Genomic DNA, 23,538 nt, shown 5'->3' on the forward strand with positions numbered 1-23,538 from the left:
TGTTATATGAAAATAATTATCGCCGGTGCAGGTGAAGTAGGATTTCATTTAGCTAAATTACTCTCCTTTGAATCTCAGGATATTACGCTAATTGACCCCAATAGAGATAATCTGGCCTACGCAGACACTCACCTGGATATAAGGACTATTAAAGGCGATGCTGGTTCTATCAGAGTATTAAAAGATGCTCAGGTAAAACACACAGATATGGTTATTAGTGTAACCTCGAGCGAGGCGACCAATATTACCGTATGTGTTTTGGCAAAGCAGCTTGGAGCTAAAAGAACAATTGCTAGAATTTCGAATACAGAATATCTCGAGAATCAGGGGGAACTTGGGTTTACCCGTTTTGGAATAGACGAACTCATTTCTCCGGAAGCTCTTGCATCCCGTGAAATTGAATTGCTGCTGAATCAATCTGCTTTCAACGATAGTTACGAATTTGAAGAAGGAGCATTGACCATGATTGGTGTGAGCTTGTCAAGAACTGCAACCTTCGTGGGAAAAACTGTAAAAGAAGCAGCGAAGATATTTCCAGAATTGAACTTTGTTCCAATCGCCATTCAGAGATTTGGAACTCAGTATACCTTAATTCCCAGAGGAGATACACAGTTTAAGGATGGTGACCAGGTATATTTTATCACTCTGAAAAACGGAGTGGAAGAATTATACAAGCTTACGGGTAAAGTTCGACAGGACATTAAGAATGTCATGGTCCTTGGTGGCAGCAAGATCGGAAGAAAAACTGCTCAGGATCTATGTCGCAACAATTTCAATGTCAAGCTGGTCGAAAAAGACAGGGATAAGGCATACGAACTGGCAGATGAGCTTCCTGATGTGTTGATCATCAATGGTGACGGTAGAAATGTTGAATTGCTCGAAGAAGAGAATATACATGATATGGACGCATTTATCGCTGTAACCGGAAATTCGGAAACAAATATCATGTCCTGCCTTGTGGCTAAATCGAAGAGTGTCAAAAAAACCATCTCTTTGGTTGAAAATATGGATTATTTTCAGCTAAGTCATTCCATCGGTATCGATACGCTGATAAATAAAAAACTACTGGCGGCAAATAATATTTTCCGTTACGTAAGAAAAGGTGAGGTTGTGGCCATGACCAAACTGAATAATATGAATGCTGAACTCCTGGAGTTTATCGTTAAACCGAATTCCCAGGTTTCCAACAAGAAGATCAAAGACCTGGATTTCCCACGTTCGGCGATTATTGGAGGTATTATTCGGGATGGTAAAGGTTTGATCGCGTTAGGCGATTTTTTAATTAAACCTGGTGATAGAATTGTAGTTTGCTGTTTACCAAGATCTATTAACAAAGTAGAAAAACTTTTCCTATAATGCCCAGATTGAATTACCAGATAATTCTTCATGTAATGGGATTATTGCTGCTGTGTAATGGCGGCTTTATGCTTCTTGCAACCCTGGTAAGTTATGTTTATGATGACGGGGTTACCCTTGAGATTTCAACCGCTGCGCTCGTAACATTGTTTGTTGGGACCTTGCTCATGTTCACTACTCGGGGGCATAGCAAAGAAGTGAAAAAAAGAGAGGGATATATCATTGTTACTTTTGGGTGGATCTTTATGGCACTGAGTGGCAGTCTGCCTTACCTCATCAGTGAGTCCATACCAGACTTTACAAATGCATTCTTTGAAACTATGTCGGGGTATACTACGACTGGTGCATCTATACTTAACGATATTGAAGCGATTCCAAAAGGCATTCTATTCTGGAGAAGCCTAACGCACTGGATTGGTGGGATGGGAATTATTGTATTAGCAATCGCAATTCTCCCTTTGCTAGGAATTGGTGGGATGCAGCTATTTTCTGCGGAATCTCCCGGCCCGAGTGCCGATAAATTAAAACCTCGAATTACTGATACCGCCAAACGACTCTGGCTTATCTATGTTTCCTATACAGTAGCCGAAACTATTCTATTGTGGGTAGCTGGAATGACATTTTTTGACGCCATTAATCACGCTTTTAGTACCTTATCTACAGGAGGGTTTTCTACAAAAAACGCCAGTCTGGCTTACTGGAACGATAATCCGGTTATACAATATATTATTATCCTTTTTATGTTACTGGCAGGTAGCAACTTTGTATTGAGTTATTTCGCTTTTAAAGGGCAGGTGCAAAAAATATTACATGATGATGAGTTCAAGTGGTACATGTATTTCATCTTTGGATTTACAGCTATTTCAGCATTGGTTGTCTATTTCCAGGCAGATGTTGCGATATCCAGTATTGAGCATCCTATGGTATGGGGTGAGACAGAAAGCGCTTTCAGACATTCTCTTTTTCAGGTCCTCACTGTAATTACCACTACGGGGTTTGTTTCTGCAGACTATACCATGTGGACACCATTTCTAACGATTCTCTATTTTGGATTGTTCTTTTTAGGTGGTTCCGCAGGGAGTACCGCGGGTGGAGTCAAGGTGATGCGTCATATCATCATGATCAAGAATGGAATTATAGAATTTAAAAGAACCTTGCATCCCAATGCGATTCTTCCGGTACGATTCAATGGAAAGTCGATCAGCAAAGAGATCGTTTTTAATATTTTGGGCTTTTTTATATTGTATATGCTCTCCTTTATCATTGGAGCAGTAGTTTTCGCAGGAATGGGGCTGGATTTTCAAACAGCCATTGGGGGTGCAGCATCATCACTTGGAAATATAGGTCCTGCCTTTGGAGGCTTAAGTCCCGTTAACAATTTTGATATACTTTCAAACTTCGGAAAATGGTGGTCTGCTTTCTTGATGCTGATAGGCAGACTGGAATTATTTACAGTGCTAATTATATTAACGCCTTTCTTCTGGCGTAATCGATAATCTGAAGGATAAACAAAACAAAAAAACCGGCCGAGGCCGGTTTTTTTGTTAACTAGAAGTTCAGCACTTATGACAGAACTTCTTTTATTCTTTTAATAGCTTCTTCGATCTGACTTTCACTCGCCGCGTATGAAATTCGAATACAGTCAGGATTTCCAAAAGCTTCACCAGTTACAGTGGCAACATTCGCTTTTTCCAGTAATAACATGGAAAAGTCGCTGGCATTTTCAATTTTAGTGCCATGAATCGTCTTTCCGAAGAAGGCAGAGATATTAGGAAACACATAAAACGCTCCTTGAGGTTCGGTAGTAACAAATCCGTCGATCTCATTCAGGTGATCTATGATCAGTTTTCTTCTGGATTTAAATGTATCGATCATGTGACTAATCTTGCTTACCGGAGCTTCCAGGGCAGTGATCACAGCACGTTGTGCAATACAATTCGCACCGCTGGTAATTTGTCCCTGCATTTTATTGCAGGCTCTCGCGATGTATGCCGGAGCTCCAATATATCCAATTCTCCAACCCGTCATAGCAAATGCTTTTGAAACACCATTTACTGTGACGGTACGATCATACATGTCTTCAAACTGAGCCATGGAAGCGTGATCACCTACAAAATTAATATGTTCGTAGATCTCGTCACTTACCACCACGATATCGGGATATTTTTTAAGTACATCTGCAAGCGCTCTCAACTCTTCCTTGCTATAGACCATTCCACTTGGATTACAGGGAGAACTATACCAGATCATTTTGGTCTTTGGAGTAATAGAAGCTTCCAGTTGCTCTGGAGTGATCTTAAAGTCGGTTTCCACGCTGGTGGGAACTTCAACAGGAACACCTTCTGCAAGTTTCACAATTTCAGCATAACTCACCCAGTAAGGGCAGGGCAGAAGCACCTCGTCTCCAGGATTTAATACCACCATGGCTACATTGGCCAGGGATTGTTTGGCACCAGTAGAAACCACAATTTGGGAGCGATCATAAGTGAGATCATTATCTCTTTTAAATTTTGTAATGATCGCATCTTTTAGTTCAACATACCCATCAACCGGCGTATAGGAATTGTAATTATCATTGATAGCCTGTATTGCCGCTTCCTTTATAAAATCTGGAGTATTAAAATCTGGCTCTCCCAGGCTTAATCCAATGATATCCTTACCTTCAGCTTTTAATTCTCTGGCTTTCGCGGCCATTGCAAGCGTTTGTGATGTTGCCATCGCATTTATTCGGTTCGATAGTTTTTCCTGCATGTCTTTAAATTTTATTGATTCTGAAAATGCTTCTTTTTAATGATATGGCATTTGCTTCGGAAACAATTCAAAGTTATAATATTATAAATTTCAGCTACTGTTTATTCAGAAAAAATGGACATAAAAAAATGCCTATTTTTGCTGAAAATTGAATGCTTTGGAACTAATAAAGAAATATTTCCCAAATCTAACTGATGATCAACTTCAGAAGTTTGACAAATTAGAAGAATTATATAAAGACTGGAACCTTAAGATCAATGTGGTTTCCAGGAAAGATATCGACGAATTATACATGCGTCACGTGCTGCATTCTTTGGGAATATCAAAGGTTCAATCATTTCTTCCAGGTTCCAGGATTCTTGATGTTGGAACCGGTGGTGGTTTTCCAGGAATTCCTTTAGCGATCCTCCATCCGGAATCTAAATTTGACCTTGTGGACTCCATTGGTAAAAAAATTAAGGTAGTGGACGAAGTTTCAGAAGGTTTGGGGCTTGAGAACGTCACTACTTATAATCAACGGGTCGAGGAACTGCAAGGGCAGTATGATTTTATCGTGAGCAGAGCAGTGGCAGTGATGCCTACGTTCGTTCGCTGGGTAAAAGGGAAGATCGCGAAGGAGAGCAGGCACGATTTCAGGAACGGAATTTTATATCTAAAAGGTGGTGATCTTTCAGAAGAACTACAGGATTACCGGACAGCCCAGATCTTTGAGCTATCCGATTATTTTGAAGAAGAATTCTACGATACTAAAAAAGTGGTCTATTTACCAATGAAGTATAAAGGCTAAGCGCCAGTTTACTTAGTAATGATCACCTTTTTGGAATAGCTCTTATCACCAACATAGATCTTAACAATATAGACTGCAGAACTCAATTTTTGCTGAATTCGAAGACTGATGGACTCTTCAGTAGGAATTTCCCTGAAGGTCATGATCTTTTGTCCAGAAACACTGTAAAGCTCAACGAAATCTATATTCTGAAGGTCTGGATTGTACAACGCGATCTCATCGGTCTGGCGCAGATATCTCATATCCAGAAACTCCGGCCCTTCTTCCTCGATTACTTCAGGTTTCTCCTCAACAACTTCTTCTGAAGTTTCCTCTGCTATCTTCTGAAAAACGATCTGGTATTTTTCATTAAAAATACCTACGCTATCGGTAGTCACCTTGTAATCAGACTTCATTAGGTCATGATATTCTTCGAGTTCCGTATCATAAAGAAAGATATCGATATCATTCTGAATATTTTCGAGTTCGTCGATCTTGATGGTAAACTCACCTGCTTCAGCAATCTTAAATCCTATTGGTAATACGCGTGCTTTATTGAAGTCTGGAACACCCTGAATAACGAATTCAGAATCATCGATCATCCAGTACAGATCTTCTACATTGTTCTCGATAAGCGGCGCGTCGTAACCAAGATCAAAACCATCGGTGGTATTCACATCTGCGGTGGCCAGGATCTGGCGATGATAGCCCTTTGGAGATTCCAGTTTTAGTCTGATTTTATGCCTGGTATCTTTTTCATAATTATTTTCATCCGATTTTTTAGGATCGTCTTCCTGAGAATGGAATTGTGAGTCTCCTGAACTTTCAGGGACAAATACACGGTATTTGTTCTTAAAGGTAATTTGTTGAGGATTTGATGCTCCCTGAGTATTTATAAAAAAGCCCTGACCAACAGGAATATATCTTCCTGGTTTTTTTGAACCTCGCAGGTCTGTCTCCGTTTGAATTCTTGAATCAATGGAACTGGCTGAGGATACCGAACCAGATTTATTTAATACTGCATAACCACCTACATATTCTTCCAGATAATGACTGTCGATCTTACCAAAATGATCCCAGAAATATAGCGTTCCATTGAAGTTTTGTTGTTGAATTGCGTTTTCTTCAATAAATTGTTCAGAATCTATTGCTGAAGGATAAGGATTTCCAGTTAGCAAATTTTGATCCTCACCAACCGTTACAGAAATATCTCCATTATTTGGCATCCCACGGAAGGTATAGTTCTGGTGAACATCTAAAGCTGCAGCACCTGAGGTTCCTTTCATACTATAACCAATTCCAGGTTCCAGTTTAAAGGTTTCATCGAATTGCAACCAGGTAAAATAGTCATCAGCATCTCCGCTAAATGTGTATAACCAGTATGAGCTCAAAACCGTATCACTCCAGTCTCCGGCATCAAAACTGGCCCGAAAAATAAATGGGTTCGCTCCATTATATAATACAGAATTTAAACTAAAACCACCGTTTAAATTTGGGGTGTCGATGTTAGATACAGGAGAAGTCCAGTAATTGTAATTAAAGCTATTTGCCTTTCCCTGCTGATCAATTTGTAGGTTTCCAGAACTTTCCGGAGCGATAATACTACCCTCTGGCTGTATTAATTGTGATTCTCCGTTAAGGTCTATCACACCATCCAGTCTTAGATAACGGGACACCAATAGTCCATTCCCAGTACCTTTACCACTATTCGTGTTCGTTGTACCCTCAAATTCAATGGTACCACTTTGAGATACTAAACCAAGTAAGTTGATATTTCTCGTGGAATTTGTAATGTCATGTCTGGCAACAACGATATTCCAGTTGATCAATTGATCATTGATACCTTTTGAGTTTGGCGCATCCCATACATCTGGATAAAGCCATGTGTTCATATTGTCCCAGTTACCGTTATTGTTTGATTCGTAAGGTAGCGGGGCAGTAGTTTGCTGCGGTGTTGTGATGTTTAATAGTTTTCCAGAATGACCTTTAAACGTAGAGCCATCAAGGGTATAGGCGTCAAGGTTTCCACAGCTTATATTATCCATTCGGTAGTACGCCTCAAGGTTAGTCCAGTTCAATCCAGTAGCAACTGGAATGACTTCACCAATAAGTTCGGCATTCGTGCCTTTTGTGATGTGCTGGTTCATCATTAATTTAATCTGGTCTTGTGTTAAAGCAACATTCCAAATTCTCAACTCTTCCATCCAGCCGTGGTAAAAATCTCTGGTTTCTAATGAGTTTTCCACATCCGTAGCTCCTAATATCGCTCGATAATTGTTTGCATTTGGAGCAGGCCCACCAGTGTTCTTCATAAGCAAGCCATCTATGTATAGACGATATTCGCCAGTACTTGTATGTGTGAGTGCAATATGGTACCACCTGCTATTGTCGGTGATTCTATGAGGAGAAGAAATAGACCCATTTTTATCCCAATTAAATGAGACAATTTTGTTGGTGATCCTTAAGTCATATCCATGAGCAGAACCTGAATAATCACCATCTCGTTTAGAAAAAATAGTATGCTTTCCTGAAAGAGTTTCTGGCTTTACCCAAACTTCAAGGCTAAAGTTTCCACCAAGATTATAATTATTCCCAAAATCGACATGATCATTTTCACCATCAAAATTAACAGTTTCACAATTGCTAATAGTGACAATCATTTCGTCGCTACAACCATCAACGGTCCAGGTTAAGGTATAAGTACCAGGTCCAGCGCTAAAAGTTGCATTAGGGTCGTTAACGTCTGAAAATTCTGGGGCTTGACAACCAGGTGAATTTCCACTCCAGGACCAGGTGCCAATCTCCTGGGTTCCTGGTGCATCACAGGTCAGGCAATTTTCTGGTTTTGTAGGGTATGCTTGTTTTTGAAAGTTTTGGTTAGCCGAAAGACTGTTGTCATAAGCATTCAATTGCACTATGTTCTGGCCACATTGCTCGTCTGTATATATTATATCCTCTCCCGCGTAGGAATACGTTACGGGAATAGTGACTAAATCTGTACCTTCTTCATCATAAGTTCTACAACCATTTATTAAGGCAGTAGCACCATATTCGTGAACACCTGGAGATTGAGGAGTAAAATTAATAGCGATACTGGTTTGTCCCTGTTCTATGGGAGACTCATCCGGGTTACCAATACCAACAGTCCATTCCAGTTCAGTATCTACAGGGACTTCATTATTAACAAAAATGTTATCCATCGCCCAAACACTTTTATCACTGGTACCGGTGAAAGACCAGCGAATTCTTACTCGGCTTTCACCAATATAATCGTCTAGCGATATAGAGGTATTATCTGTACTAAAATTATAATTTGTGGCATTGGAACCATCTGTAGATTCGGCTGTTCCAGCAGTAAGCCACTGCAAAACGCCTGACCCGGCAGCGTGCATTACTCTCAAGTTAGAATAGGTATTACCACCATCTGTAGAGATTTCAATCACAGCAACATCATTATTGGCAAAATAAAAAGCCTGATCAAAATCCAAACTTGCAGAAGCGGCATTACTGAGATCAAGAATTGGAGTTTCCAAAGTTGTGGGATTATTACCGTCGTAGACAGGATTTCCTTTTTTATCGGTCTCGTAAAAATCGCCCTGTGCAATTGCAAATTTTTTATCACCACCATCATAAGTGATATCTCCAAACTTATGATCATTTGTACCAGACCAGTTTCTAACTTTTTTTGAATTCCCGCCGGCAGTGAAACCACCTGGTGCTCCATCTGTCAACCATCCATCGGGATCCTGTGTGTTTAATTGCCCCTGATTAAAATCTCCTGGTGACTCAGCAGGAATTGCTGGCTGGGTTGCCAAATAATTACTTTCAGCGATTAGGCTCACTGGATCTCCCAGGCAATATTTTTGTGGGTCATCAAGATTAGTCACAGTAGGCGCGTCACCGGCAGGAAGAGCTCGTACGAAATAGCTATTGGAATATTCAGAGCATGTCCCGTTTTTTACCAGTACTCTAAAATAAGTAGATTCAAATGCACCTGCAGAAAAGTTTGCAGTATAATTTGTTGCAGTAGTATTGATTATTTCCCAATAACCTTCATTGACAGCAAATTTTTCCCATTGAATGATATTTCCAGTTTTACCACTTAAACTTAGATCAACAGAAATTTGAGTTCCACAAGAGGAGATATCGATCTGTTCAGGAAAGGCTGTGCCTTCAAAATTACCTGATAAAGTACCACCATCAATGGCAGTTGGATTTAGCTGAATTTCCTGTTCTTGAATGAAGATATTTCCAGATTCATCTTCAAATTCCCAGAAAATAGTATTAATTCCGTAAAAGGAATATGGGAACTCGAAGTCACTCCCAAGAGTCCCCGTAATAGTTCCATCACAAGCATCTGTAGCAGTAGGAATATCCAGTTCATCAATACTTGAGATCTGACATCCAGTAATTGATTTTCTGGGTAAATTGGTAATGTTAGGCACAGGTGCTTCCGTATCAGCAATCACGATATTCTGAGGTACGGAAGTAGTGCTGTTTCCTGCGGAATCTGTGAAGATCCAAAAAACTGTGGTTGATTCTTCAATAGTAAGATCGACTCCAGTAGTACCAACAACTTCTTCATCACAATTATCTGTCGTCGTGGGTGGAGTTAAGGTTATGGAACATTGCGCAGTAATGTCTTCAAGAACTGGAACTAAAGGGTTTTCATTGTCCTGGACTGTAACAACCTGAACTTTTTCTATGGCGGCATTACCATTTTCATCTGTTGTATTCCAGAAAATATTAGTTGAACCTACAGGAAATGGATCTGTGAGTTCGAGCCCATCATCTCGAACACCAACAGGAGGACCCACCTCACAATTGTCTTCAGCTGTGGCTACAACATTAACTGTGGCTCCACATGTATTGGGTTCATTGAAAACATCCTTGTCACCGTTATGATCAATAACCGGCAAGGTTTTATCCTCAACAATAATTTCTTGCGATACAGGTTCTGCAACCTGTCCATGCTCATCGGTAACATTCCAGGTGATTGTAGTAGTGCCAATTGGAAATGGATCATCAAGGCTTTGACCATCATTCCTAGTTCCAATGGGGGCAGATACCTGGCAATTATCAATTGCACCTGGATTAGGTATTGTAAGTCTTACAAAACAATTATCCATTGAACTATCGGAAGTAATAGTGGATACTGCATTTATAACTGGTATAATATTATCCTGAACGGTTACCGTAGCATTGGAAGTGCTGGTATTATCGCTGTCATCAGTAACTGTTAAAACTACCGTGTTGTCACCAACATTGGAACAGTCAAAATTCGTTTTATCTAAACTTAAATTTTTGATGCCACAGTTATCATATGAACCATTATCAACTTCATTAACAGTTATTGAGACATTTCCTGACGCATCCAGCTGAACTGTAATATTCTGAGTTATTGCGTTGGGAGCGATATCATCTACGACGGTGACCGTAGCAGTGGCCGTACTGGAATTATTATTCTCATCGGTTACCGTCAATACCACGCTGTTTGCGCCGGTATTGGTGCAATCGAAATCTGTTTTATTGACACTTAAGTTTTGAATGCCACAATTATCGGTAGAACCATTATCAACTTCAGCAGCGGTTATTGAAGCGTTTCCTGACGCATCCAGCTGAACTGTAATATTTTGAGCAATTGCATGGGGAGCGGTATTATCCTGGACAGTTACGGTAGCATTTTCACTGGCTGAATTACCGCTTGCATCAATTACCGTAAGGGTGACTGTATTAGAACCAACGTCGTCACATGTAAATGCAGTTTGGTCCAAAGTGTATGAGCTAATTTCGCCATTGTCTGTCGATCCATTGTCTATTTCTGAAGGTTGTATTGTTACCTTTCCGTCGATGTCCAGTTCAACACTAATATTCTTGGTAAATACTGTTGGTGGCTCATTATCCACAACTGTTACTGTAGCAGAAGCTGTGCTAGTGTTCGAATTTGCATCAATAATTCTTAGTTCTACAGTATTATTACCTAAATCTGAATAATCAAAAGTTGATTTACTAACGTTGTATTGTTCAATAGTGCAATTATCGGTGGAACCGTTATCGATGTCTGAAGGTGATAAACTTCCTAGACCATTGGAATCTAAATACAAGGTAAAGTCTTTTACACTAGCCTGAGGAGGTAGGTTGTCTTTTACTTCAACCGTGATATTAATGGTTGTAGATGAAGTAACACCTTGCAAAGTAGTACTAACTGTGTTGGTACCGATATCTGAACAATCGAAGTTTGTCTGGCTGAAGACGATGGATTGGAGAGTCCCAAGGCCTAATCCACTAGTGATAGAGTTCCCAATATCTGAACTGGAAAGACTAACCTGACCGTTCGAATCTAACTCCAAAATGACAGTTTGAGCACTAGAATTTAGGCTGCCTAAAAGTAGCATTAATACAAATGATATATAGAAAGCCTTGAAACCAATAAATTGGCGTTCAAAATAAAACTTCTTCATAAGGTTACCGATCTAGATTTTCATCGGTAAAAGTAATATAAATTCGATTAAATGTGTTAAGTGTATGGTAAAAATTAAATGATAAAAGTCTTTAATTCAGTAATCTAAACGAATATGCGGACAGTCATTTCGATCGTGTAAGAAACTACTTTCCATTATTTCACGATAATCTTTTTATTACAGATCGCATTCTCACAGAAAACCTTGACGATATAAATTCCAGATCTAACAGGTCTCAGGCCAAGATAAATCTCTTTTTCTGATGGAAGACCATCAAACTCCTGGATGAGTTTACCACCCATGTCATAAATCAAAACCTTTTCAACTTTTAGTAAATCCTCATTACTGATTTTCACATTTCTACTGAAGGTGCTGTAAGATATTCCTACTAACCCATCGACAACTGGTAATTCAGGTTCTTCTGGAATGATAACTGGATCAGGTTCCTGTGCCATTTCGTTGAAGAACACTATTTCGAAGCGATCACTAATTTCACCTTCTGTCGTCGAGCCTTTAAATGAACCGGCAAGCAGGTCGTGGATACTGTCATTTTGTTTATCCTTCAGGTATAGTTCTTTACTTGCAGGCCAGTTTTCGGTACTATCTATTTTTATAGTAAATGACCCTTCCGAAAAAGTTTTTATAGCTAAAGGCAGTACTTGTTCCTTCTCGAAATCAGGAACTCCCTGTATTACAAACCTGTTATCTGCAAACCACCAGTACATATCTTCCTTGTTATTTTCAATAAGCGGTGCGTCATAACCAATATCAAAACCGTTCGTAGTGTTTGCGTCCCTGGTAACCAGAATCTGTCTGTGATAACCAGCCGGAGATTCAAATTTCAGTCTAATTTTTGCTCGATCATCCTCTGAGTTTTTTCCCGTCTTGTTTTTTGAAGATTTTGGATCGTCTTCTTGTTGTAAGAATATGGAGGGATCTGTACTTTCTATTTTATAGATTCTTTGAGTGTTATTAAACTGAATCTGTCCACCAAATGTATTTCCATTAACAGCTGCACTATTCAGAAAGAACCCCTGTGCCACTGGTATGTACTGTTTAGCCTGTTTAGTTCCATTTCCACCTACCTGGCTAATACGCCAGTCATTCAAAATTGCAGGAGCGGAGCCGGCCAGGGTATAGGTTGCATACCCTCCAACATATTCTTCCAGAATATGTGTGCTTCCTGCGAAATGATCCCAATAGTAAAGCGTCCCGTTAAAAACATTTTGAGAATTGTTCCCAGTTCCAGTTCCTACACTTTTTAGATTATCCCTGAGGAATTCGTCTGCATCTAAAGCAGACGGGAATGGATTACCAACCAGGAAGTTTTGATCTGAATTCAGGCTTAATTCTGAAGTAGGAATATCGCCATTGTTTGGTTTTCCTTTAAAGACGTAGTTCTGGGTCATTTGGTTTGGGGCAACAGTACCATCGGTACCTTTCATGGAATATCCCGCACCTGCAATTTGCATAAAATCACTCCCCATAAACAGCCAGTCTCCGTAGATATCTGCGTCGCCTCCTCTGAAATCCCAGATCCAGGCATCGGTAATCGTGATAGGTGATGTTCTGGCACCGTCTGCATCAAAATATCCGGTTTTCCAGTTTATTCCAGTGGGATTTTCGGCATTGGTTCCATCCAAGAGTACATCTACAAGTCGATACCCTGAATTATTTGCAGTTCCCTGTGTACTTACAGGGCTGGTCCAGTAATTATAATTAAAACTACTCATTCTGCCTTGCTGATCTATTTCTATAAATCCGGCGCTTTCATTCGCCAGAATACTTCCATGATCCTGTAATAACTGAGATTCTCCCTGCAAATCAATACTACCGTCCAGATATAAATAATGTGAAATTTTTATTGGATTACTGGCATTGATAGTTAATTCCTTTCCAGAGGTCTCAGAAAGCAGACCGAGCATCGTAATAGCTCTATTTGCTGCAAAAGTATGATTGATTCTTGCTATGTTCCAGTCAATTGGGCTGTTACCATGTCCAAGGCTATTAGGTGCATCCCAAACCTCTGGTCTGGCCCAGGTATTAATGTCTGTCCAGGTAGATCCATCAGCATAGGAGAAATACGGAGTAGGTGATGTATTCTCCTGGTCTGTTTCAATATTGACCATTCTACCAGGATTTGCTGCATTTGCATGGTTGGGTGTTAGTCCGTTTAATGGTTTTAGAGCATCCAGGAAGTAACCTGGCAATTTATTGTCAGGGTCTGGGTCATTGGAATACAATCGATAATAACCTGCAAGATCAGCTGCGGTTTGGTCATAGAAACTCACACCATCTTTATCTAAATTGAAACCACCACTAGTGTAATAACTTCCATCAACGGTTTTGTTCGGTACGACTTCGCCTTCAATTGGACTAACAACCTGATTGGAAGAATTAAGTTTAAGTCGCTGGTTCATCATAAACCTGATTTCTTTTTCTGAAGGAGCATTGTTCCAGATCCTGACTTCCTCTATCCATCCTGAGAAGTGATTGGTAGCAGTTTTTGAAGAGGCGCTATATCTTGCACCAATAGCGGCGGTATTGGTTCCGGAAGTATTCACACTAATACCATCAGCCTTTATTCCATCTATATATAAGATCGATCCATCGCTAGATACTGCTATGTGATACCATCTGTTATTTGGTTCTACGAACGATGGAAGGTTCTCCATGCTTAATTCAAATCCCGGAGCGCTGAAAATGGTTCCTTTTGAAGCATCTGTCATTCCGCCCTCTGGAAGTGGTCTATCGAATGGCATTATCCATGCTTCTAAAAAGAAACTGCCGGTATAATTATTTCCAAGATCCACATAATCATCATCACCATCGAAATCCAGGGTTACGCAATCTACCAGGCTAATTGTTTCTGTATTATCTATTGGTGGACAACCTTCATTTTCGATCAAGACTCCATTTTCATCTGTAGCTGTTGGAGTAAGAACCCATCTTATCTGGTAGTCACCTAGATTTTCTGCAGTAAAAATGGCATCCGGGTCATTAACGGGCTGAAGATTGCTATTGCTATCCTGATTCTCGAAACTAAATCCCGTGGTAATTTCGATATCATTGGAATCAAAAACTTTCCAGCTACCTACATAACCATCCAGAGTAGGATACTCTGTAATTTCCATGGCCTGTTGGGTTGCGGTGACGGTAGCATTCAGTAAAATGGATAAACTACCACAAGCTCCTACGGTGGCAGAAACATTGGTATTATATTGATCAAATGCCCATACACGAATGGTTTCGAAATTGTCTATACTCTGGCAGGCATTTCCATTACTGTCTAAAATGATCCTTGTTTGTACTTCAAAATCATTCCAGCCAATTTTCCTTGGAGTGAAGAGAACGGTACTCTGGTTCACTTCGCCAATTTCTTCCAGTGCGTTTCCGTCATCGCTAAGATCATCATCATAGTACCACTGCAATAATATATCCTGAGGTCCTTCAGGAACTTTAATATTATCTACCGCCCAAACATCTCCATCTTTTCTACCATCATAATTAAAACGAATACGCAGATTCGATTGACCTAGATAATCGCCAAGGTCCACAACCATCTTGTTCTTAGGTCTGGTAGAAGGTGTCCCTCCTCCAAAATCAATATAATTACCACTGGATCCTCCGGCAACAGTACCATCTCCGGTATGAGTATAAAGTACGGTTTCATAACTGCTGCCCCCGTTGGTGGAAATCTCGACGGTAATCGTTGCTCCGGCAGTAAGATTGTAACCCTGATCCCAGGTAAAAATGGCTTCATCCATCCCGCTCAATGAAAATATAGGTGTTTCCATATAAGAATCATTTGGTCCGGTTACCAAAGCAAATTTCTCATTCACATTTAATTCAGATGTCCATCTTATTGTCGTTCCAGTATCTCCGCTAGGTAATGTTCCAGTATATACCTTACCATCTTCACCACCACTGGCGTTCATTTTTAACCAGTGATCTGCTCTTCCATTATTGGCTGCGGCATCATAATCATTTACTGTTCCATCAGGTTGAGTAAAGTCCCATCCTTTATTTTTGATTCCGGCCTCGGTAAATTGTCCGCCTTCAAATTTTTCACCGGTAGTACTGTACCCGGTTTCCGAACTAAGGCTTATCTCATCTCCAATACAAATAACAGGTTTGTCGACTTCGACAGGAGTCGGCTTAATATCGGCTACAATGACACTGGTTATGGCAGTTTCAGAATAAACAGCGCCAGTACAGCTACCATTGGTCAAAACTGCTCTAAAGGTTGTTGAAAGATTATTGATTACATTTTCTATCTGGTTACCAGATAAAAAAGTTTCTTCAGTTTCTATTCTCTGCCAGGTATTCGAAGGTGCATTACGATATTCCCAGTATGCGACTTCACCAGTATAGCCGGAAAGACTTAATCTACTGGCAAAGCCATTGGAAGGGTTTTCACAGGTTAGAAATAATCTGTCTTGATTTGAATCCCAGAGTAGTTTGCCTCCCTCCGGAAGTGGGTCTACATAGATAGTTGCTTCTGCGCTATCTTCTGAACATACGCCATTCTGAACAGTTACTCGATAACTGGTAGTTTCTGTAAGTGTAAAAGTTCGTTCAGCACTTAAATTCCCATCCTCGAAATTTATCCAGGCATCGCTGGTTTCCTCAGATTTATATTCCCATCTAATAATTTCACCGGTAGTTCCGGTTAGACTAAGACTAGCAACCCCATCCTGTACACAGATTCTTTCTGGAGCACTCAAAGTTCCGGCAACACTAACGTCGTCAACATTAATCGTGATATTGTAACTGTTAATACATCCGTTGGATGTTCCTACAACAGTATAGGTGATTTCTCCAGCTTCAGTTGGAGTTGGGGAATAAGTCGCTCCGGTTGCTACCGTAGTTTCATCTATATACCATTCGTAACTTTCTGCTCCGGAAGCGTTCAGAGTAATGCTACTGCCTAGACATATATTGCTGTTATCACCATCAATTTCTACAAGTACATTTGGAAGATCCTTAATCCTAATTTCTACAGGCGTGCGATCACTTTCACATCCGGTAGAGGCGAAGGTCTGACTCACATAATAGGTTACATTTTCTGAAATACCTGTGTTCGGAACTGGTGCGGCAATCGATTCCGAAGCATCCATAGAAGCATACCAGTTGATCGTCGCATTGTCTGCTGGAGTAATGGAAATGGCTTCAGAAATTTCCTCCTCAAAACAAAATTCGAATACTAAAGGTTCAGTCGATATTGGGTCTGGCGTATCAAGAATGGTCACCGTTATGGGCTCATAATCACTTTCGCATGCATTTGGCCTGGTTTGAGTGGCGAAATACTGATAAGTTCTCGGTTCACTGGAATCTATGGATACATTATTGCCTATAAATTCATATTCTGAAGTAGCATCATTAAATGTATACCACCTCGTTTCATTACCGTCTTCAACCGTGGCGGTAAGATTTCCAGCCTCTTCATTTAAGCATAAGGTGAGATCTACTGTTTCCGGTTTTGGTGGTCTGGATTCCACCCTGAAAGTAAATTTATTTGAAGTTGCTTCAGAACAGGTGAAGTAATCAGGTCCGTCTACCACAACCCAGTATTCACCAGAATCTCCATCTTCTCCTGCAGTAGGATTGGTTATCGTAAGGGTTCCTGTATATTCTCCATTGGTCCCAACGGGTCCTTCAACTTCAATGTCTATTTTGCCTTCCTGTTCGATCACCGTTTCCCCATCTTTGATCCATTTAAAGTCAAGAATGGCACCATTGGCATGACCTTTAAACGTGAACGTGATGTCATCCTGTGATTCTTCGCAGATGGTAATATCCTCGGAAGGTTCTGTAATGGTGATGTCTTCATCAACATTGAGTGTAAAAATGGTTGAGGTAGCAGGACTACAGGAATCCGCTCCAGATACAACCACGAAATATTCCAGGGCATCTTGAGCCGTAACATTGGAAAAGTTAAGAACAGATCCATTCTGTCCGGGAATCAATTCATTAACACCTTCAACTATTCTGAACCACTCGTAAGTAAGATCGTCACCAGAAGCAAAGACCTCAAAGCTCGCAGGCCCATTGGAACATACTCCATTATTTGATGGATTTGTAGTGATAACTGGCTCTTCTTTGATCGTGAAATTCGCCGTGGAAACAATCTTTTCACACGCTTCTGTAGACTCTATGGTATAAGTGACTATATGGTCTCCCGGTACACTACCCGAAGGATCTATCTGTCCGTCTTCATCGATCGCCAGTCCCGTACTACCGCGAAATGTTCCGTTTTGATAAATACCATCTTCATTCGAATAGGTCACTGCAATAGATTCTTCTGAATTACAGATGATTTCAGGGTAACTAATGGTAACTGCGGGCAGCCTGGTAATGGTAACCTGTGTAGTGATGACTACCTCATCGCAGGAATTTGCAGCAGGAATAGTGTAGTAAACATTGTATGTTCCGGCAGAACTTGCCTGCGGGTTGATAGCGCCGGTCGTGGCATCGATACTTAGTCCTCCAGGTTCTGCGGTAAATATTCCTGCTTCGTAATTACCTGTTCCATTTTGAAAAACAGGATTTTGAAGTTCTGAAATGGAAGTGCAATATGCTGAAGCATATGCAATCTCTACTGAAGGCTCTTCGTTGATAATAATCTCAGTGGTCGCAATTGCCCTGTTACAAATATCAGGTCCCTCATAGCGAACGGTATAAGTATTTGGAATACTTAAGGACGGAGTGATATCACCAGTGGTCTCATCAATGATAAGTCCGCTTGGAGTAGCCGAGAAAGTACCGCCTTCGAAGGTGCCGGTTCCTACAAGAGCTACAGGATAACTGCCCCCCTGTGAAGTACAAAATTCACCGGAATAAGCGATCTCTGCCGTTGGATCTGGAGTAACTTCTATCGATCCCGATTCGGTAGCCTGATCGCAGGTTCCGCTGGTGGTTATCTCATAATTAAACACTCCCGCCTCAGTAGGGTTTCCGGATATTGTAAAGATGCCATTGGTAAAAGTGCCAGTCATACCATTTGGCAATCCTGTGACAACGGCTCCGGAACCTGGCTCAGTGATAGTGAACTCCATAGCTTCAGCAGCAGCATTAATGCATATTGTTTGATCTTTGTTATCTGGTTCGCTTATCGTTACATCTGGAAGAACAGTAAGGGTACCGGTGGTTGTGGTTGATTCACAGTTGCCAGCAGTGGTTAGTGTATAAACGAATGTTCCTGAGTCCAGGGGCGTTCCCGATAACACAAAATTATTTCCATCAATAATCCCCGAAACTCCAGCTGGTAAACCTTCCGTAGCAACAGATTCTACTGAAGTATTGATGCCAAAACTGATATTTTCCATGGCAGAGTCAATACATACGGTTTGATCCTTATTTGCTGCATCAACGATCTCGTGATCTGGCGTAACCGTAATATTACCAGTAATGGAAGTTTGCTGGCTGGAGCATTCTCCAGTGCTGGTCACAGTATAATCAAAATCGCCGTCTACAGTAGGAGTACCGCTTATGCTGAAAATACCATCAGTGAAGGAGCCGGTAAGACCAGGTGGCAACCCGGAAACTGTGGCACCTGTACCTGCTTCAGAAATTTCAAAGTCAATGCTACTTATTGCATTATTGATACAAACGATTTGATCTTTCTCTGCAGGAGAGCTGACTACAGCATCCTGAATAATGTACAGAGTAATGGAATCTGATGACTCATTGCATATATTCCCATCGTTATCTTTTTTTGGTTCCGGAACGGTCATGGTAAGCAAGATTTCCCCATTCGCTCTGTCCTGGGTGCTTGGATTATAAACGACTGTGAAATCACCAGTTTTATTTGAGTTACCAGGCTTGTTGGTAAAAGTACCAGTTCCAGATGTAGTAAAATCTATAGGTAGTGTTGCACCACCAAAGCTTCTTGTTCCAGATAGCTGAATACTGTTCTGCGATTTACAGATTGTTTGATCCTCACCAAAATCTGCAATAATATGGTCATTGATCTCTATTCCGGTATAAGTGGCTGGCGTACTTTCACCACAGATATTTTCGGCTACAACTGAGACTTCACGGGTTCCACTAGTCGCGGCATTGGTCACATTAACCTGAATAGAATTGGTACCAGCACCGCTAATAATATCCCATCCGGCTGGAACTGTCCAGGTATGAGGTCCGGTACTGCCAACACTAAAATTGATGGTATAGGGTGGACAAATGTTATTATTTCCATTAAGATCTGAAGTGATAACTCCTGGATTTGAAGGAACCCCGTTTACTGAGTTAACGCTAAAAGTGGAATTTGCACTATCACCACAACTATTGGAGGCTACAACACTTATCTCACCAGACCCGGTACCAGCATTTACTGTTACACTGTTGGTGCCAGCTCCAGATGTAATAGACCAGCCTGCCGGAAAATTCCAGGTGTAATTGGTGGCGTTATCAACTGGTGGGACCTTATAAATCAATCCGGTAGCGGTAGCACAAACTTCAGTATCTCCAGCAATTTGCCCAGGTGTATCTGGAACTGGAGCAAATACTTCGATAGTGATCTCATTACTAAATGCTGCTTCTGAGGCCAAACAGGTTTCACTGGATAGGATCTCCAGAGAAATGTTCTGGCCGTTGGTAAGGTTTGAAGTAGTATAGGAGTTGCTATTGGTTCCAACATTTACTCCGTCCAGTTTCCATTGATAACTGGGATTGGTACCAGCATTGGTGATAGATTCTATACTGAAATTAACCTCATCACCGGGACAGATGTCGGTATCACTTGCAGTTATCGTGACTGAAGGTACCAGATTTTCTAAAACCGTCGTCTGAATTTCGTTACTCAATACAGGATTGGAAGTGGTACATGTTTCAGAACTCGTAAGTTCTACACTTACTATATCTCCGTCGTTAAGAGAACTTGTAGTGAAAACGTTCGTATTGCCTGCATCAGTAGCATTGATATTGTTAATTTTCCACTGGTAATCTGGAGTTCCACCTTCATTAGTTGTCGATGCTGTAAAAGTCACAACCGTTCCTGCGCATATTTCGTTATCGTCTTCAGAAGAAGTGATACTTACTCCTGGAGTAAGGTTTTCATTCACTGTAATAGAGCCTTCAAGAACTTCAGAATTTGCACAATCACCGGTGCTAAAAATACTGTAGTTATGGGTCCCTACCAGACTGGATGATCCACTTATAGTAAAAGTTTGTCCTGAGAGAGTACCTGTGATTCCAGTTGGTAGACCTGAAATGCTTACAGCATCTGCAGTTTGTCCAATAGTATAAATAATATTTCCAATCGATTCACCCTGACATACTTCCTGCAATTCATTGCCACTCGTTAATTCTATGCCTGCATCTTCCAGAACTGTAATAGTTCCAGATTGAGAGGCACTCGCACAGGCACCTGTAGCGGTTACAGTATAATTATAAGTACCAGCAGTGGTGGGAGTTCCGGAGATCCTGAAATTTCCAGTGCTGTAACTTCCGGTCACACCTGGTGGTAGTCCTGAAGCGCTGGCTCCGCTAACAGCTCCCGAGAGAGAAAAATTAAGATCTGGTATTGCTGTATTGGTGCAGGCATCATTTATATTACTTTCAGAAATACTAATACTGGCATCTGGCTGTATTGTCAGCGTTTTACTGACTTCCGCAGTTTGCGATGTAAAACAATCTATGTTGCTGGTAAGCAGAAGTCTAATGTTGTATGTCTTTGCTGCAGAAAAGGTTTGTATTAATCGCCTGTTGGTGGATGATTGTACAGAAATGCCATCTACAAACCATTCGTAATTTGGGCTTGAACCACCGTTGGTATTAGAGCCTTCTAGGGTTATATTTTGACCAATACATTTATTTCCAGGGGGAACTAAGAAATTGACAGTGGGAGTCTTTAAAGGATTCACTGTCATCGTGTACCGGCTACTAGTTAGATTGCATACTACCCCGGCAATATCGGTCACAGTAACCGTTATATAATCACCGTCATTAAGAGTATTGCTTGAAAAGGTGTTGCTAGTGGTAGTGGAGCCTGCATTATTACCGTTTATTTTCCATTGATATGTTTCAATACCAACTCCACCGGTGGTAGTTGCTGTAAACAACACATCCGTTCCCGCGCAAACACTATTTCCAGTATCTGTTTGAAGTGAAACGGAGGTAGGACAAACCTGGCCCCAGGTTAGTACCGGAGCAATTAACAGGATGATAAATGTCTTCCAATGTAATTTTCTAACCATATAGCTGGTGGTTTAATTACAATAATTAATATCACGTAAAGTAGCGACGGTAGGGTGTTTCGCAAGTTTTCATGCGTATAACTTGCTGGGGTACAAGTTTTTGGGGAAAGTAAATTTAAGTTAAAATTTTGAATTGTAGCTTATTGATCTTAAAAATCTACTAAACTATTGAGGTAGCCACCAATTGATTATCAACATAGTAAATGCAAGCCTTTTACGGCTATAAACAAAAAAACCGCCTTATAGGCGGTTTTTAAATCTAAGTTTATGAGGAAAAATTACTCTCCCAAAAACGGATATCTGTAATCTGTAGCCGGTACGAAAGTTTCTTTGATCAATCTTACGGAGATCCATCTCATAAGGTTCATTTTTGAACCTGCTTTATCATTAGTACCACTGGATCTTGCTCCCCCAAATGGTTGCTGACCTACTACAGCTCCCGTTGGTTTGTCATTTATATAGAAATTCCCGGCGGCATTCTGTAAAAGATCTGTTGCCTGAGCAGCAGCATAACGATCACCAGAGATAATAGCTCCTGTTAATGCATATATACTCGTATTATCTACAGTTTCACAAATATCTGCCCACTTTGATTCGTCAAAGTTGTTATCATCATAAACATATACTGTCACTACTGGACCAAATAGCTCGGTTTCCATCGTAGTGTAGTGGGGATCGGATGTTAAGATTACTGTAGGTTCAATAAAGTAACCTTTAGACTTATCATAATTTCCACCAACGACGATTTCAGCATTTTTATCGCTTTTAGCCTTCTCGATATAGCTTGCAAGCTTATCAAAACTGGATTCATGAATAACTGCATTAATGAAGTTAGACATATCTTCAGGAGATCCCATTTTAAAGGATTGTACATCCTCGATTACAAGATCCTTGATTTCTGGCCAAAGACTTTTTGGTAGATAAACTCTTGAAGCAGCACTACATTTCTGACCCTGATATTCAAAGGCACCTCTGGAAATTGCTGTCGCTACGTGTTTCGCTTTTGCAGTTGGATGGGCCAGGATAAAATCTTTTCCTCCTGTTTCTCCAACTATTCTAGGATATGTTTTGTAATTCTGAATATTGTTTCCAATTTTTCCCCAGATACCTTTAAAAACATTGGTGCTTCCGGTGAAATGGATTCCAGCGAAATCTGGGCTTGCCAGAACAGTATCGGTTACCATTTCCGGATCTCCGTTAACCATATTTATAACACCAGCTGGTAATCCTGCTTCTTTAAATACTTCCATAAGTATCTGAGCCGATAACATCTGGCTATCGCTAGGTTTCCAAACAGCAACATTACCCATAAGTGCAGCACTGGAGGGAAGGTTTCCTGCAATAGCTGTAAAATTAAAAGGTGTAATTGCGTATACAAAACCTTCCAGCGGTCTGTATTCTACACGGTTCCAGACTCCATCTGAAGAAATTGGCTGTTCATTATATAACTCAGCCATGTATTCCACGTTAAAACGCAGGAAATCACAGATCTCTGCGGCAGCGTCTATCTCTGCCTGGTAAATATTCTTTGATTGCCCGATCATCGTCGCTGCATTCATCTTTTGTCTGTAAGGTCCTGAAATTAGATCAGCAGCTTTTAAAAAGATGGCAGCTCTTTGCTCCCATTCCAGTTTAGACCATTTTTTTCTTGCTTCCAAAGCTTCAGAAATAGCTCTTTCCACATGCTTTTTCTCAGCGATATGATATGTTCCAGCTACATGTGCATGGTCATGAGGAGGGTTGATGGTTCTGGTATTTCCGGTTTTTACTTCTTCAGCTCCGATATAAAGAGGTACCTCTGTATTTGCATTCCAGAGATCCTTGTAGGTTAGTAGTACTTCCTCTCTTTCTGGGCTACCCGGAGCGTAACTTTTTACTTCTTCGTTGACTGCCACAGGTACGTGAAAAAATCCTTTTCCCATAAATATAAATTTTGTTTTTTCGTTTATTTCTAATTCGCATAAAGGTAAAAAAATTAAGTTGCACACAATAACATCTGGCCAGC

The 23,538-nt window shown here is 40.6% G+C and carries 7 protein-coding genes; 3 read left to right on the forward strand and 4 right to left on the reverse strand.

Annotated features, from left to right (window positions below; all coding sequences use genetic code 11):
• Nucleotides 1-6: 6 nt before the first annotated feature.
• Nucleotides 7-1,356 carry a Trk system potassium transporter TrkA gene (trkA, locus tag G529_RS0104180; RefSeq protein ID WP_026914352.1) on the forward strand — a complete coding sequence of 450 codons (1,350 nt, stop codon included), beginning with the start codon at nucleotides 7-9 and terminating at the stop codon, nucleotides 1,354-1,356.
• Nucleotides 1,356-2,852 (forward strand): TrkH family potassium uptake protein, encoded by a 1,497-nt coding sequence (locus G529_RS0104185; RefSeq protein ID WP_026914353.1) that lies wholly within the window; start codon nucleotides 1,356-1,358, stop codon nucleotides 2,850-2,852. The genes trkA and G529_RS0104185 overlap by 1 nt, the downstream gene beginning before the upstream one ends.
• Before the next feature lie 67 nt (nucleotides 2,853-2,919).
• Here the strand turns inward: G529_RS0104185 and G529_RS0104190 are convergent, their stop codons facing one another.
• Nucleotides 2,920-4,107, reverse strand: coding sequence for a pyridoxal phosphate-dependent aminotransferase (locus G529_RS0104190; protein ID WP_026914354.1), 1,188 nt, complete (start codon nucleotides 4,105-4,107; stop codon nucleotides 2,920-2,922).
• A gap of 157 nt (nucleotides 4,108-4,264) precedes the next feature.
• Between G529_RS0104190 and rsmG the strand changes: the two genes are divergently transcribed.
• Entirely contained in the window at nucleotides 4,265-4,894 is a 630-nt protein-coding gene (gene rsmG, locus G529_RS0104200) for a 16S rRNA (guanine(527)-N(7))-methyltransferase RsmG (RefSeq protein ID WP_026914355.1), read from the forward strand.
• A gap of 8 nt (nucleotides 4,895-4,902) precedes the next feature.
• Here the strand turns inward: rsmG and G529_RS0104205 are convergent, their stop codons facing one another.
• From G529_RS0104205 to pruA, 3 genes are all read right to left on the reverse strand, one after another.
• Nucleotides 4,903-11,223 carry a LamG-like jellyroll fold domain-containing protein gene (locus G529_RS0104205; protein ID WP_169513774.1) on the reverse strand — a complete coding sequence of 2,107 codons (6,321 nt, stop codon included), beginning with the start codon at nucleotides 11,221-11,223 and terminating at the stop codon, nucleotides 4,903-4,905.
• A 266-nt stretch (nucleotides 11,224-11,489) separates the two neighbouring features.
• Nucleotides 11,490-21,533: an Ig-like domain-containing protein gene (locus G529_RS0104210; protein WP_026914357.1), complete on the reverse strand. Its 10,044-nt coding sequence runs from the start codon at nucleotides 21,531-21,533 to the stop codon at nucleotides 11,490-11,492.
• 278 nt (nucleotides 21,534-21,811) lie between these two features.
• Complete coding sequence (pruA, locus tag G529_RS0104215; protein WP_026914358.1) at nucleotides 21,812-23,455, reverse strand: L-glutamate gamma-semialdehyde dehydrogenase; 1,644 nt, start codon at nucleotides 23,453-23,455, stop codon at nucleotides 21,812-21,814.
• Nucleotides 23,456-23,538: the final 83 nt, after the last annotated feature.

The sequence above is a fragment of the Christiangramia portivictoriae DSM 23547 genome (genome assembly GCF_000423045.1).
Lineage (GTDB): Bacteria > Bacteroidota > Bacteroidia > Flavobacteriales > Flavobacteriaceae > Christiangramia > Christiangramia portivictoriae.

Excerpts from the sequence above, each read along its gene's own strand:
- pruA (WP_026914358.1), bottom strand. The coding sequence starts at position 23,455 with ATGGGAAAAGGATTTTTTCACGTACCTGTGGCAGTCAACGAAGAAGTA.
- G529_RS0104210 (WP_026914357.1), bottom strand. The coding sequence starts at position 21,533 with ATGGTTAGAAAATTACATTGGAAGACATTTATCATCCTGTTAATTGCT.
- G529_RS0104190 (WP_026914354.1), bottom strand. The coding sequence starts at position 4,107 with ATGCAGGAAAAACTATCGAACCGAATAAATGCGATGGCAACATCACAA.
- G529_RS0104185 (WP_026914353.1), top strand. The coding sequence starts at position 1,356 with ATGCCCAGATTGAATTACCAGATAATTCTTCATGTAATGGGATTATTG.
- trkA (WP_026914352.1), top strand. The coding sequence starts at position 7 with ATGAAAATAATTATCGCCGGTGCAGGTGAAGTAGGATTTCATTTAGCT.